Annotated in this window: 13 protein-coding genes; 4 read left to right on the plus strand and 9 right to left on the minus strand. The window is 74.7% G+C overall.

All coding sequences use genetic code 11. The features are described from left to right. Positions 1 to 50: 50 nt before the first annotated feature. On the minus strand, positions 51 to 914 hold the full coding sequence (locus E4U91_RS12315; RefSeq protein WP_241678571.1) for a hypothetical protein: 864 nt from the start codon (positions 912 to 914) through the stop codon (positions 51 to 53). 1 nt (position 915) lies between these two features. Further along, positions 916 to 1,455, minus strand: a complete 540-nt coding sequence (locus tag E4U91_RS12320; protein ID WP_067236505.1) for a sigma-70 family RNA polymerase sigma factor — start codon at positions 1,453 to 1,455, stop codon at positions 916 to 918. Positions 1,456 to 1,676: 221 nt separating this feature from the next. Here E4U91_RS12320 and E4U91_RS12325 point away from each other — a divergent pair, with 221 nt between their 5' ends. Further along, positions 1,677 to 2,708, plus strand: coding sequence for an aspartate-semialdehyde dehydrogenase (locus E4U91_RS12325; RefSeq protein WP_137306894.1), 1,032 nt, complete (start codon positions 1,677 to 1,679; stop codon positions 2,706 to 2,708). Between the two features lie 31 nt (positions 2,709 to 2,739). On the opposite strand, the gene E4U91_RS12330 is transcribed toward E4U91_RS12325, so the two are convergent. Beyond that, entirely contained in the window at positions 2,740 to 3,213 is a 474-nt protein-coding gene (locus E4U91_RS12330; RefSeq protein ID WP_137306895.1) for a DUF1203 domain-containing protein, read from the minus strand. A 112-nt stretch (positions 3,214 to 3,325) separates the two neighbouring features. Here E4U91_RS12330 and pepN point away from each other — a divergent pair, with 112 nt between their 5' ends. Beyond that, positions 3,326 to 5,905 (plus strand): aminopeptidase N, encoded by a 2,580-nt coding sequence (gene pepN, locus E4U91_RS12335; RefSeq protein WP_137306896.1) that lies wholly within the window; start codon positions 3,326 to 3,328, stop codon positions 5,903 to 5,905. A 97-nt stretch (positions 5,906 to 6,002) separates the two neighbouring features. On the opposite strand, the gene E4U91_RS12340 is transcribed toward pepN, so the two are convergent. Continuing rightward, on the minus strand, positions 6,003 to 6,959 hold the full coding sequence (locus E4U91_RS12340; protein ID WP_137306897.1) for an EamA family transporter: 957 nt from the start codon (positions 6,957 to 6,959) through the stop codon (positions 6,003 to 6,005). A 113-nt stretch (positions 6,960 to 7,072) separates the two neighbouring features. Here E4U91_RS12340 and E4U91_RS12345 point away from each other — a divergent pair, with 113 nt between their 5' ends. Then, entirely contained in the window at positions 7,073 to 7,579 is a 507-nt protein-coding gene (locus E4U91_RS12345) for a MarR family winged helix-turn-helix transcriptional regulator (protein ID WP_137306898.1), read from the plus strand. A 70-nt stretch (positions 7,580 to 7,649) separates the two neighbouring features. On the opposite strand, the gene E4U91_RS12350 is transcribed toward E4U91_RS12345, so the two are convergent. Beyond that, entirely contained in the window at positions 7,650 to 9,221 is a 1,572-nt protein-coding gene (locus E4U91_RS12350) for an FAD-dependent monooxygenase (protein ID WP_137306899.1), read from the minus strand. Positions 9,222 to 9,411: 190 nt separating this feature from the next. Between E4U91_RS12350 and E4U91_RS12355 the strand changes: the two genes are divergently transcribed. Then, positions 9,412 to 9,984 (plus strand): TetR/AcrR family transcriptional regulator, encoded by a 573-nt coding sequence (locus E4U91_RS12355; RefSeq protein ID WP_137306900.1) that lies wholly within the window; start codon positions 9,412 to 9,414, stop codon positions 9,982 to 9,984. A 137-nt stretch (positions 9,985 to 10,121) separates the two neighbouring features. Here E4U91_RS12355 and E4U91_RS12360 read toward each other — a convergent pair whose 3' ends face one another. From E4U91_RS12360 to E4U91_RS12375, 4 genes are all read right to left on the minus strand, one after another. Continuing rightward, a complete protein-coding gene (locus E4U91_RS12360; protein WP_067236607.1) occupies positions 10,122 to 10,397 on the minus strand; it encodes a hypothetical protein in 276 nt (91 codons plus the stop codon). 104 nt (positions 10,398 to 10,501) lie between these two features. Next, a complete protein-coding gene (gene malQ / locus E4U91_RS12365; protein ID WP_137306901.1) occupies positions 10,502 to 12,613 on the minus strand; it encodes a 4-alpha-glucanotransferase in 2,112 nt (703 codons plus the stop codon). Next, positions 12,614 to 12,820: a hypothetical protein gene (locus tag E4U91_RS12370; RefSeq protein ID WP_137306902.1), complete on the minus strand. Its 207-nt coding sequence runs from the start codon at positions 12,818 to 12,820 to the stop codon at positions 12,614 to 12,616. Positions 12,821 to 13,193: 373 nt separating this feature from the next. Then, a complete protein-coding gene (locus E4U91_RS12375) occupies positions 13,194 to 13,730 on the minus strand; it encodes an HNH endonuclease (RefSeq protein ID WP_067236479.1) in 537 nt (178 codons plus the stop codon). Between the last annotated feature and the right edge of the window lie 202 nt (positions 13,731 to 13,932).

A 13,932-nucleotide genomic window follows, 5' to 3' on the forward strand; every position in this document is an offset into this window, starting at 1 on the left:
GGAGGGGCGGGCGTCCGTACGGGCGCCCGCCCCTTCGTCGTACCGGGGCGTCACGAGCAGGGCAGGCCGCGCGCCGCGGGCAGCGCCTGAAGCAGGGCCGCCCGCTCGGGGGCGATCGCGGCCTCGCCGACCGTCCACGTGTCCGCCTCGGACGAGCCGGGCGACACGCCCACCAGGACGTGGTCGCCGCGGGCCGGGAGCGGGGCGGCGGACGCGGGGGCGCCGTCCGGGGCGGCCGTGCCGCCGGGGCCGGCGTCCGTCGTGAAGGTGACCTCGGCCCCGGCGCGGCCGGGCTTGTAGGCGTGGGTGACCCGCAGGGTGATCCGCAGGGCGTCCGGCTCCCCCGTGCCGCCGGGCAGCCGGGCCACGCCCGTCACGTCGCCCTCCACCACCAGCCGGGCGCACGCCAGGTAGGCGGGGTCGCCCAGTGGACCGGCGGCGCCCTGCCAGGCCTCGCCGTCCTTGGCGCCGGACCCGGCGCCGGACCCCGTGTCGGCCCCCGCGCCGGACCGGGCCTTGTCCGCGCTGCCGGAGGCGTCGAGGCCGGCTCCGTGACCGGCCCCCAGGAGCAGCCACCCGGAGCCGGCGACCAGCGCGCCGGCCGCGGCCACGCCGAGCCCCTTCAGGGCGAGCGGCAGCACCCGGCGGCGGGGCCGCCGCAGCTCCACCACGGGGGCCGGGGAGCGGGGTGCCGGGGCGGTGCCGTCCCCGGCGGGGGTGTCCCCGGTGAGGGCGTCCGCGAGCAGCGCCAGCTGGTCCCTGAGCAGGTCCACGTCGGCGGCGGCCGCCCGGTGCCCGGCCAGGAACGCCGGGTCGGCGCGCTCCTCGTCGGTCAGGGGCTCCCCGCCCAGCACGGCCGACAGCGGGTCGCGGCCGGGCCCGGCGGGTCCGGCGGTGTCGTGTCCGGCGGTCATCTCACACCACCTCGTCCTCGTGCAGCCGGACCCGCAGGGCCCGTACCGCCGTGTGCAGGCGGCTCTTGACCGTGCCCTCCGGGACACCGAGCTCCTCGGCGATGGAGCGCACCGGCAGGTCGGCGTAGAACCGCAGGACGACGACCTGCCGCTGGGCGTCGGGCAGCTGGTCCAGGCCCCGCGCGACCGCCAGGGAGAGCACGCTGGTGTCCTCACCGGAGGGGTGCGCGGCCTGGCGCAGGGAGGCCAGCCGCTCCCCCAGCCGTTCCTGGCGGCGCTTGGCGCGATGCCAGTCCATGGCCAGGTTGGAGGCGACCACGGCGGCCCACGCCGAGACGTCCCGCGGCGCCTCCTGCCCGTTCGCCGCCCGCTCCAGCAGCCGCAGGCGGACCTGCTGCACCCCGTCCGGCAGGTCCGCCTGCGGTACGCCGCCCAGCGCGAGCACCGCCCGCACCCGGCGTTCCTGTGCCGCGTCCAGGGGATCGCCGGGCACGGCCGTGTCCCCCTGGGCGCGGCGGGCCGCTCTGCGCAGCACGGACACCCCTCCCCTCACCGCGTTTCCCCTACGACGCCGCCGGGCCCGGAAACGTTCGGAGGCGTACGTCACACCGGCGCCCGTCAGGTGTCCCACTCCTCGAACACGGGGGCAAAGAATTGGACACGCTCACCCCGGTCGGCCGCATGATGGAAAGACCGCAGTCACCTGCGGGGCCGCAGACACCTGCAGGCAGCAGACACGCAGGACACGCAGAGGGAGTCGCCGTGAGGGTCGGAATCGTCGGAGCCACCGGACAGGTCGGCACGGTCATGCGCAGGATCCTCAAGGAGCGCGACTTCCCGGTCACGGAGCTGCGCCTGTTCGCCTCGGCCCGCTCCGCCGGGACCGAGCTGGACGGCGTGACGGTGGAGGACGCGTCCACCGCCGACTACAGCGGCCTCGACATCGTGCTGTTCTCCGCGGGCGGCGCCACCTCCCGCGCGCTGGCCGAGAAGGTCGCCGCGCAGGGCGCGGTCGTGATCGACAACTCGTCGGCGTGGCGCCGCGACCCGGACGTGCCGCTGGTGGTGGCCGAGGTCAACCCGCACGCGATCGCGAGCCGCCCGAAGGGCATCATCGCCAACCCGAACTGCACGACGATGGCCGCGATGCCGGTCCTCAAGCCGCTGCACGAGGAGGCCGGCCTGGAGGCCCTGGTGGTGGCCACCTACCAGGCGGTGTCCGGTTCGGGCCTCGCGGGCGTCGCGGAGCTGCACGGCCAGGTGCAGAAGGTCGTCGCCGACGCCGACCAGCTGACCCACGACGGATCGGCCGTGGACTTCCCCGAGCCCGGCGTCTACAAGCGCCCCATCGCCTTCAACGTGCTGCCCCTCGCCGGGAACATCGTCGACGACGGCCTGAACGAGACGGACGAGGAGCAGAAGCTCCGCCACGAGTCCCGCAAGATCCTGGAGATCCCCGGCCTGAAGGTCTCCGGCACCTGTGTCCGCGTCCCGGTGTTCTCCGGCCACTCGCTGCAGGTCAACGCCCGCTTCGCCCGCCCACTGTCCCCGGAGCGCGCGACCGAGCTGCTGGGCGGCGCCCCCGGGGTCGCCCTCAGCGACATCCCGACCCCGCTGCAGGCCGCCGGCCAGGACCCGTCGTTCGTGGGCCGGATCCGCCGCGACGAGACCGTGGACAACGGCCTCGCGCTGTTCGTCTCCAACGACAACCTCCGCAAGGGCGCCGCGCTGAACGCGGTCCAGCTGGCGGAGCTGGTGGCGGCCGAGCTCAAGGGCCGCACGGCGTCCGCCTAGGTCGTGCGGACCCGGCCCGGCCCTGTCGGGGTCAGGGCCTGCGGACCTCGTAGTAGAAGCAGCCGTACTCGACGGCCCGGACGTGGACCAGTGCCACGGCCGGGTCGTCGAACGCCTTCGCCAGCTCCGCGTCGCCGAAGCCCTCCTCGACCAGCTCGCCGCCGAGGATGCGCCCGTCGGCGGAGTAGCGGCGCAGGACCCGGCGCGCGTTCGTGAACGCCAGGCCGTCCCCCTCGGGTCCGGCGCACTCCTCGGCGTGGACGAAGACGGGCCCCTGCTCGTCGTACGGGCCCGGGTCGGCGCCGGTGGCGGCTGCCCAGCGGCGCAGCGGCGCGTAGGAGACGAGGGCGGTCCGCTCCCCGGCTCGGCTGTGCCGCAGGCAGCAGCGCAGCGGGGCGCCGCCCTCCTCGTCGCGCTCCGGGACGGGGACGCGTCCGGCGTCGTCGGTGGCGCGCAGTTCCGCCAGGACCTCAGGGGCGAGTGCTCGTGCCGTGTAGGTGCTCATGGGTCCAGGCTGTCGCACGTACGACCTGCTCACCGGCAGGAAACGGACATCGCGCTCGGCACCGGTCGCGTGGAAGGATGACGCGACCGACACACCACGAGGAGATGACCGCGTGCCTGGCACAAACCTGACTCGCGAAGAGGCGCAGCAGCGGGCGAAGCTGCTCACCGTTGACTCGTACGAGATCGATCTCGACCTCTCCGGCGCGCAGGAGGGAGGGACCTACCGGTCCGTCACCACGGTGCGCTTCGACGTGGCCGAGAACGGGGCCCAGTCCTTCATCGACCTGGTCGCCCCGGCCGTCCACGAGGTGACCCTCAACGGTGACGGCCTCGACCCGGCGGAGGTCTTCGCGGACTCCCGGATCGCGCTCCCGGGACTGCTGGAGGGCCGCAACGTCCTGCGGGTCGTCGCCGACTGCGCGTACACCAACACCGGTGAGGGCCTGCACCGGTTCGTCGACCCGGTCGACGAACAGGCCTACCTGTACACCCAGTTCGAGGTGCCCGACGCCCGCCGGGTGTTCGCCTCGTTCGAGCAGCCCGACCTGAAGGCCACCTTCCGGTTCACCGTGCGCGCCCCCGAGGGCTGGACGGTCGTCTCGAACTCCCCGACGCCCGAACCCCAGGACGACGTCTGGGCCTTCGAGCCGACCCCGCGCATCTCGACGTACGTCACGGCGCTGGTCGTCGGCCCGTACCACAGCGTGCACAGCGTCTACGAGAAGGACGGCCAGAGCGTGCCGCTCGGCATCTACTGCCGTCCCTCGCTCGCCGAGTACCTCGACGCCGACGCGATCTTCGAGGTCACCCGGCAGGGCTTCGACTGGTTCCAGGAGAAGTTCGACTACGCGTACCCGTTCAAGAAGTACGACCAGCTGTTCGTGCCGGAGTTCAACGCGGGCGCGATGGAGAACGCGGGCGCGGTGACCATCCGCGACCAGTACGTGTTCCGCTCCAAGGTGACGGACGCCGCGTACGAGGTGCGGGCGGCGACGATCCTGCACGAGCTGGCGCACATGTGGTTCGGCGACCTGGTCACCATGGAGTGGTGGAACGACCTGTGGCTGAACGAGTCGTTCGCCACCTACGCCGAGGCCGCCTGCCAGGCCGACGCGCCCGGCTCGAAGTGGCCGCACTCGTGGACGACGTTCGCCAACCAGATGAAGACCTGGGCGTACCGGCAGGACCAGCTGCCCTCCACGCACCCGATCATGGCGGACATCAGCGACCTGGACGACGTGCTGGTCAACTTCGACGGCATCACGTACGCCAAGGGCGCGAGCGTCCTCAAGCAGCTCGTGGCCTACGTCGGCGAGGACGCGTTCTTCCGTGGCGTGCAGGCGTACTTCAAGCGCCACGCGTTCGGCAACACGCGCCTGTCCGACCTGCTGGGCGCGCTGGAGGAGACCTCCGGGCGCGACCTGAAGAACTGGTCCGGGAAGTGGCTGGAGACGGCCGGCATCAACGTCCTGCGCCCGGAGATCGGGACGGACGCCGACGGCGTCATCACCTCCTTCACCATCCTCCAGGAGGCCCCGGCCCTGCCCGCCGGCGCCAAGGGCGAGCCGACGCTGCGCCCGCACCGCATCGCCGTCGGCCTGTACGTCCGTGACGCGGCGAGCGGCAAGCTGGTGCGCGAGGACCGCCTGGAGCTGGACGTCGACGGCGAGCGGACCGCCGTGCCGCAGCTGCACGGCCGGCGCCGCCCCGACGTGGTCCTGCTCAACGACGACGACCTGTCCTACGCCAAGGTCCGCCTGGACGAGGCGTCGCTGGCGTTCGTCACCGAGCACCTGGGCGACTTCGACGCCTCGCTGCCGCGCGCCCTGTGCTGGGCGTCCGCCTGGGACATGACCCGGGACGGGGAGCTCGCGACCCGCGACTACCTGTCGCTGGTGCTGTCCGGCATCGGCCGGGAGTCGGACATCGGCGTCGTGCAGTCGCTGCACCGCCAGGTGAAGCTGGCGATCGACCTGTACGCCGACCCGAGCGCGCGCGAGACGCTGCTCACCCGGTGGACCGACGCCACGCTGGCCCACCTGCGGTCGGCCGAGCCGGGCGGCGACCACCAGCTCGCCTGGGCGCGCGCCTTCGCGGCGACCGCCCGCACGCCCGAGCAGCTGGACCTGCTGGAGGCCCTGCTCGACGGCTCGCAGACCGTCGAGGGGCTGGCCGTCGACACCGAGCTGCGCTGGGCGTTCGTGCAGCGCCTGGCCGCGGTGGGCCGCTACGACGAGGCGGAGATCGCCACCGAGTACGAGCGGGACCGCACGGCCGCCGGTGAGCGCCACGCGGCGACCGCCCGCGCCGCACGTCCCACGGAGCAGGCCAAGGCCGAGGCGTGGGCGTCGGTCGTGGAGTCCGACAAGCTGCCCAACGCCCTGCAGGAGGCGGTGATCGCGGGCTTCGTGCAGACCGACCAGCGCGAGCTGCTCGCCCCCTACACGGACAAGTACTTCGAGGTCCTCAAGGACATCTGGGAGTCGCGTTCGCACGAGATGGCGCAGCAGATCGCGATCGGCCTGTACCCGTCGGTCCAGGTCACGCAGGACACCCTGACCAGGACCGACACCTGGCTCGCCTCGGCCGGGCCGAACGCGGCCCTGCGCCGCCTGGTGTCGGAGTCCCGCTCCGGCGTCGAGCGGGCCCTGAGGGCCCAGGCCGCGGACGCGGCGCACGCGGGCCGGTGAGTCCGGGCCGGTGAGCCCGGGTCGGTGAACGTGGAGGGGCGCCCGGTGGTACCGGGCGCCCCTCGGCGTTCCTCCGCCCGCCGCCGCGGGCCCGGGGTCATCCGTGCCGAGCGGGAGCGGGGGTCGCGGCCACCGTACGGGGGGCGGGCACGGGGGCGGGTCCCGTGGCCGCCCGCCGGGGCGTGCGGGGTGCGCTCGGCCCGCCGCCCGGGCGGAGCTGGCCCGCCACCGTCGCGCCGAAGGCCAGGGCCATGCCCGCCAGCTGGACGGGGGTCAGCGTCTGGCCCAGGGCCGCCCAGCCGACGACCGCCGCGGTGAGCGGGGACAGCGGGCCGAGGAAGGTGACCTGGGTGGCGCTGAGCCGGCCGATGCCGCGGAACCACAGCCAGTAGGCGAGCGCCGTGTTGGCCAGGGCGAGGTAGAGGTAGCCGCCGACCGCGGGGGCGTCCAGCGCGGGCGGGGCCCCCTCGACGGCGAGGGCGAGCGGCACCGTCATCAGACCGCCGGCCGTGAGCTGCCAGGCGGTCAGCGCCAGCGGACCGACCCCCTCGGGGCGCCCCCACTTCTTGGTCAGGACCGTGCCGGCCGACATGGAGGCCGTGGAGGCGAGGGCCGCGAGGACCCCCACCGCGTCCAGCGCCCCGGCCGCCCTGAGCACCACCAGGCTGACGCCGAGGGCCGCCACGATGCCGGTCAGCAGGGTGCGGGCGGTGGGGCGGTGCCCCAGGAACAGCGCCGACAGGCCCACCACGAACAGCGGGCCGACCGAGCCCACCACCGCCGCCATGCCGCCCGGCAGGCGGTACGCGGCGAGGAACAGCAGCGGGAAGAACGCGCCGATGTTCAGCGCGCCCAGCACCGCGGCCCTGCCCCACCAGGCGCCGCGCGGCAGGACCCGGGCGAGGGCGAGGAGCAGCAGACCCGCGGGCAGGGCGCGCAGGGCGGCGGTGAACAGGGGGCGGTCCGCCGGGAGGAACTCGGTGGTGACCGCATAGGTGGTACCCCAGGAGACGGGGGCGAGGGCGGTGAGCAGGACGGTGGCGGACCGGTTCATGGCCGTTCCTTCTTCCCGACGATTAGGTAGGCAGCAAGTAGCTTAGCGCTAAGCGACTTAGTGTCAAGCAGCTTTCTTGCGACCGAGCCGACCGCCGTCGGATACTGCGGGCCATGAACCCGCAGGCGCACCCCCAGGACCCCGTCGACGCGATCGTCGAGCAGTGGGCCGCCGTCCGGCCCGACCTCGACACCGCCGCCATGGAGGTCTTCGGCCGGATCTTCCGGCTCTCCCGCGCCATGGGCGACCGCATGGAGAAGGCGTACGCGCCCCTCGGCCTGGCCCGCGGCGAGTTCGACGTGCTCGCCATCCTGCGCCGCGCCGGCGAGCCCTACACCCTCTCGCCCCGCGAGCTCTCGGCGACGCTCATGCTGACCACGGGCGGGATGACCGGCCGACTGGACAAACTGGAGCGCGCCGGGCTGCTGCGCCGCTCCCCCGACCCGCACGACCGGCGCGGGCTGCGCGTCACGCTCACCGAGCAGGGGCTCGACCTCGTCGACCGCGCCGTCGGCGCCGGGCTCGCCGTCGAGCGCGAGGCGCTGTCCGCCCTGAACGCACAACAGGCCGGCCAGCTGGCCGACCTGCTGCGGGAGTTGCTGCGCTCGACGGAGCGCTAGGGGGTGTCTTGCTGATCCGGCCTGATCGGCAAGACACCCCCTAGGGGCCCCCGCCGGGTGACGTGCGGGCTCAGCCCACGTGCCGCTCCAGGGCCGCCTCGACCCCGGCCGGGTCCGCGCCGTCCGACGCCCAGGCCACGTACCCGTCGGGGCGCACCAGGACGGCCGTGCGGCGGTCGCTCGCCCAGTGCTCCACCGCCAGCCGGTCCTTGCGGCCCTCCTCGTACGGGTGCGCCGCCGTCTCCGGGGCGCCCGGGGTGATCAGCACGAAGCGGCCGCCGCGCAGCGACGCGTACAGCCGGCCGCCGTCGGCCAGGGCCACGTCGGGCACGCGCAGGCCGGTGAAGCGGTGGGCGCCGCGGGGCGCCGGGTAGCGGTAGCCGACGCCGGTCACCTGGCCGGTGGCGCGCCGGCGGACCGGGGCGACCGAGTCCACCACGCCCGCGACGGCCGCCCGCAGCCCCCGCGACCACGGCCGGTGGGCCATGGCGAGGCGGACGATGCCGCCGCTGCTGCGCAGCACGGCCTTGCCGACGGGGTGGCGCTCGGCCTGGTAGGAGTCGAGCAGGGCGTCGTCCGCGCGGCCGTGCACCACCTGGGCGAGCTTCCAGCTCAGGTTGGCGGCGTCCTGGAGGCCGGTGTTCATGCCCTGGCCGCCGGCCGGGCTGTGCACGTGCGCGGCGTCACCCGCGAGGAGGACGCGGCCGACGCGGTAGGCGGGCGCCTGGCGCTCGTCGCTGTGGAAGCGGGACATCCAGCGCGGGTCGTGCATGCCGAAGTCACGGCCGAGCGCGAGCCGGGTGATCTCCTTGACCTCGTCGAGGTCGAGCGGCGCGTGGTCGGAGACGACCCGGTCGCGGTTCCAGCCGATCACCCGGTGGTAGCCGTCGCCGAAGGGCGCGAGGAAGGCGAAGGCCTTCCCGGTGGCGTTCACCGTGAGGAGCGCCTCGGGCTCCTCGGTCAGCCGCACGTCCGCGAGGACGACGGAGCGGATCACCGCGTGGCCGGGGAAGGGCAGGCCGACGGCCTTGCGGACGGTGCTGTGCAGGCCGTCGGCGCCGACGACGTAGGAGGCGCGCAGGCGCTCGGTGGCGGGGGCGCCGGAGCCTCCGCCGTCCTTGCCTGAGCCCTTGCCGTCGCCGTCCTTCCCGGAGCCCTTGCCGGCGCCCTTCTCCGAGGAGGTGACGGTGACGGTCACGCCGTCGGCGTCCTGGGCCAGCCGGGTGACCTCGCTCCCGTAGCGGAACGTCACCCCGGCCCGTTCGGCGCGCTCGAGGAGCGCCTTCTCGACCTCGTACTGCGGGATGACCAGGACGTGCCGGAAGCGGGAGTGCAGCCCGGCGAGGTCGAGGTCCAGCCGGCCGAAGAGCTGGAGGTTCTCCAGGGGGCGGCCCACGGACTCCAGCCGGTCGGCCAGGTCACGGGCGTCCAGCTCCTCCAGGGTGCGGGCGTGCAGCACGAAGGCGCGCGAGAGATTGCTGATCTCGCGGGGGCGCTTGTCGAGGAGGGTGACCGGGACGCCGGCGGTGGCGAGGTCACCGGCGAGGAGCAGACCGGTGGGGCCGGCGCCGACGACGATCACGGATGGGGCGCCCTGGGTGCCCTGGTTGCCCTGGATGCCCTGGGTGTCTGTGCCGTTCATCGAGCCCTCCTGGTGCCGGCGCGGTGGTCAACGCGTGTTGGCCATGACGATAGGGGTCGTCGTACTGATTGCCAACATCCGTTGGCCTACACGTGTTGGCCAACATTTGTTCGCACCGCACCGCACGGCCAAGTGGCCGAAATGCAGCCAACACTGGTTTGCCCACGCTCGTTGGCCTACGCTCGTTGGCATGCCAGACCGCACCGTGTCGCCCCGCCGCTCCGACGCCACCCGCACCGCGATCCTGCACGCCGCCCGCGAGCGGTTCGCCGCCGACGGGTACGAGCGGGCCACCATTCGGGCCATCGCCCGGGACGCACGCATCGATCCCTCGATGGTGATGCGCTACTACGGCAGCAAGGAGGGCCTGTTCGCGGCGGCCGTCGCCGTCGACCTCAAGCTGCCCGACCTCGGCGCGGTCCCCCGGCACGAGGTCGGCGAGGCCCTGGTCACCCACTTCCTCGACCTGTGGGAGAGCAACGAGGTGCTCACCGCGCTGCTGCGGGTCGGCGTCACCAATCAGGCCGGCGCCGAGCGGGTGCAGGACATCTTCCGCGACCAGTTGCTGCCCGTCGCCCGGGCCGTCTGCCCCGACCCCGAGCAGGTCGCGACGCGCGCCGCGCTCTCCGCGTCGCAGCTCCTCGGCCTCGCCCTCGCCCGCTACGTCCTGCGCCTCGCGCCCGCCGCCGCGCTGCACCGCCGGGAGATCGTGGCGTGGCTGGCACCCACCGTGCAGCGGTACCTGACGGCACCCAACCCCTGACCGGTCCGGGCCGCGTCCCCGCGCCGCACGGCGGGCACGACGGCAAGGGCGCCGCCCCCGTCGTCGTACGGCGTGGTGTGCGCGTACGGCGGCGGGGGCGGCGCCCTCGGTGGAGTGCGGCGGACGGACGCTCCGCGTCAGGCCTTGGCGTCGGCCCGGGTGTCGATGTTGGAGCTGGTGGTGTCCTTGGCGCGGTGCGACTTGTCCAGGACCATGACCAGGCCGGTGATGACCCCGAACAGTACGAGCGGGGCCACGACGTAGAGGCCCAGCGTCTCGATGACGCTCAGGCCCGGACCGGGGTCGTCACCGTCGTCGCGCGTCAGCGCGAGCGCGGGGGACGACATGAGCAGCATCATCAGCGTCGTACCGGCAGCCAGGGCGCCGGCGCGCAGGGCGTTCTTCTTGTCCACGACGCCCAAGTTAGCGAACCGGTGGAAGGGGTGCGCGCCCGGGGTGCCGTATGAGGGCGCCCGGGCGGCCGTGCGGGGGCCGGCGCACCCCTTCCCCGCGGGTCTCATCCGCCGGCGGGAGGAGCGTCCTCGCCCCGGCTCCTCAGCACCTCCATCAGCGCCCGCATCCGGGGTGAGGCCGCCACCTCCTCCAGCGTGACGGGCCGGCCCTCCGCGTCGGCGACGGGCAGCCGCCAGTTCGGGTACTGGTCCCAGGTGCCGGGCAGGTTCTGCGGACGGCGGTCGCCGACGCCGTCCGGGAGCCAGACGCCGACCATGTGGGCCGGGGTGCGCAGCAGGAACCGGTGGACGGCCTGCACCTCGTCCTCCTCCGAGGAGCCGCTCCCGCCGGAGCCGGTGAGCAGGCCGAGGCGGGCCAGCTCCTCCCGCCACTCGGCGGTGTCGGCGGCGGCCTCGGCGCGTTCGACGTCGAGGGGGCGGGTGAGCAGGCCCAGGCGGTCGCGGAGCTCGACGTGCTCGCCGGTGAGGCGGGCCGCGGTGGGCGGGAGGTCATGGGTGGTGGCGGTGGCGAGGCAGTCGGCGCGCCAGCTCTCCGGCGGCAGCGGGCGGCCGTCGCCGGTCCAGTCGCGTTCGAACCACAGCACCGAGGTGCCGAGCACCCCGCGCTCGCGCAGCCGCTCGCGCACGCCCGGCTCGACCGTGCCGAGGTCCTCGCCGATCACCATGGCCCCGGCCCGGGACGCCTCCAGGACCAGGACGGCGAGCATGGCCTCGGCGTCGTAGCGGACGTAGGTGCCCTGGGTCGGGGGTTCGCCCTGGGGGACCCACCAGAGCCGGAACAGGCCCATGACGTGGTCGATGCGCAGGGCGCCGGCCGAGCGGAACAGGGCGCGCAAGAGGGAGCGGTAGGGCGCGTACCCGCAGGCGGCGAGGCGGTCGGGGCGCCAGGGCGGCAGGCCCCAGTCCTGGCCGCGGGCGTTGAAGGCGTCCGGGGGCGCGCCGACGGACATGCCGGCCGCGAAGTACTCCTGCTGCGCCCAGGTGTCGGCGCCCTCGGGGTGCACGCCGACGGCGAGGTCGTGCACGATGCCGACCGCCATCCCGGCCTCGCGCGCGGCGCGCTGGGCGTCGGTGAGCTGAGTGTCGGTGAGCCAGGCGAGCCGGCTGTGGAAGTCGACCCGGTCCCGCAGCTCGGTGCGGGCGCGGGCGGTCTCGGTGGAGCGCGGGTCGCGCAGGCCCTCGGGCCAGCGGGTCCAGTCGGAGCCGTGCACCTCGGCGAGGGCGTACCAGGTGGCGTGGTCCTCCAGGACCTGGCCCTGTTCGGCGAGGAAGGCCCGGTAGGCGGCGTGCCGGCCGGGGCCGAGGGGGACGCGCGCGACCAGCTCCAGGGCCTGGCGCTTGAGGTCCCACACGGCGTCCCGGTCGATCAGTTCGCCCTTCTCCAGGACGGCGGCGCGCAGCCGGGCCGCCCGCTCGCGCAGGGAGCGCAGGGTCTCCTGGTCCTCGGCGTAGGCGTACTCGGGGACGTCCTCGACGCGCAGGTGCACCGGGTCGGGGAAGCGGCGGGAGGAGGGGCGGTACGGGGAGGGGTCGGTGGGGGTGCCGGGCACGGCCGCGTGCAGCGGGTTGACCTGGACGAAGCCGACGCCGAGGTCCCGGCCGGCCCAGCCGGTGAGCTCGGCGAGGTCGCCGAGGTCGCCCATGCCCCAGGAGCGGGAGGACAGCAGGGAGTACAGCTGGACCAGCAGGCCGTGGGAGCGTCCCGGCACGGAGGGCAGCCGGGGCGGGGCGACGACGAGGTGGGAGCGGGCGGTGCGGCCGTCGGGCGCGGTGGCGGTCAGCTCGTGCACGCCGGGCGGGAGACCGTCCAGGGAGGTGCGGGTCGCGCCCTCCTCGGTGGTGACGTGCAGCCGGGTCCCGTCGGGCAGGGCGGTGAGCGCGGGCACGGGGCTGCCGCTCCAGGCGACCACGGTCGGCGGCAGGAGCCGTTCACGCAGGTGGCGTTCGCGGTCGGCGAGGGCGGTCCGCAGGGCCTGCGGGGTGCTCGCGTCGACGCCCAGGGCGGCCAGGGCGCGGGTGACGGCCGTGGCGGTGGCGGGGACGGTGCGGTCCGGGGACGGGCTGTAGGAGGTGGCCACGCCGTGCAGCTCGGCGAGCCGGGACAGCTCCTCGCCGGGGGGCTGGTGGTGGGCGGCTTCCTCACGGGGTGCGGTCATCTACGGCCTCGTGGAGTCGGGGTCCGCGGCGGCGAGCGGCGGTTCGCTGGTGAGGGGTTCGGCGTCGGGCAGCGGGGGCTCGCTGGTCAGCGGGGCCTCGGCGAGGGCGCCCTCGGCGCTGGAGGCGCCTTCCTGGGGTGCGGCGGAGGGGGACTCCGCCGGGGGTTTCGAAGGGGCCGGGATCAGGGGGCGGGCCGACACGGCCACGTGACCTCCTCGGGGTAGGGCGTCGTAAGGGGCTATCGCAGCCCTACCCAGTGGACGCGGAGGCAGACGTCCGCGGGGGAACACGACCGGCATTTCGGCCCAACGCGGGGGCGGGTGGCGCGGCGCGCGCGACCGGCCGATTCGGGGGCAGGCACGGCCACCCGGCCCCGGGCGCGCACGACGGTTCGGCCCGGAGTCGCCCGGAGGGGCGCACGACCGCTCGCCCCGGAGGCCCGCACGATCCCTCGGCCCCGTCACGCGCACGACCGCACGCCCCGGAGACCCGCACGACCCTTCCGCCCCGTCGCGCGCACGGCAGCTCGGCCCGGGGCCGTGGGCGGCCTCCGGGCCGGGGACGCGAAGACCCGGACCGTCAGGCGGAGATGCCGTCGATCCGGGCCAGTGCGTCGTCCGCGCCGTAGGGCTGGAGGTAGGGCAGCCAGCGCGGGTCCCTGTGGCCGGTGCCGATGATGCGCCAGGCCAGACCGGTGGGCGGGGCGGGTTTGTGGCGCAGCCGCCAGCCGAGTTCCACGAGGTGGCGGTCGGCCTTCACGTGGTTGCAGCGGCGGCAGGACGCCACCACGTTGTCCCAGACGTGCTTGCCCCCGCGGCTGCGCGGGATGACGTGGTCGACGCTGGTTGCGACGCCACCGCAGTACATGCACCGGCCCCCGTCGCGGGCGAACAGCGCCCGGCGGGTCAGAGGAACGGGCCCCCGGTAGGGAACCCGTACGAATCGCTTGAGCCGGACCACGCTGGGTGCGGGGACTGTGACGGTCGCGCTGTGCAGGAAGGCGCCGGACTCCTCGAGGCAGACGGCCTTGTTCTCGAGGACGAGGACGAGCGCGCGGCGGAGCGGTACGACGCCGAGCGGCTCGTACGACGCGTTGAGGACCAGGACGTGCGGCACGGATGCCTCCTTGTACGCCGGCGGCGCGTGGCTCGCGCCGGGACGATCTGCTTCAGTCTCCCCTCATGCCTGGTGAACGCGCCACCATGTCCCGGTAACGGGCCGGGAGTGTTTTCGACCACACCCGGAGCATCCCCCGCACCGGCCGGGGTCCAAGCCCAGGTGAGCACGGTCCCTCCGCGGCGCACCCGTCGGACCCGCA

The sequence above is a fragment of the Streptomyces lasalocidi genome, assembly GCF_005280215.1.
Classification (GTDB): Bacteria; Actinomycetota; Actinomycetes; order Streptomycetales; family Streptomycetaceae; genus Streptomyces; species Streptomyces longwoodensis.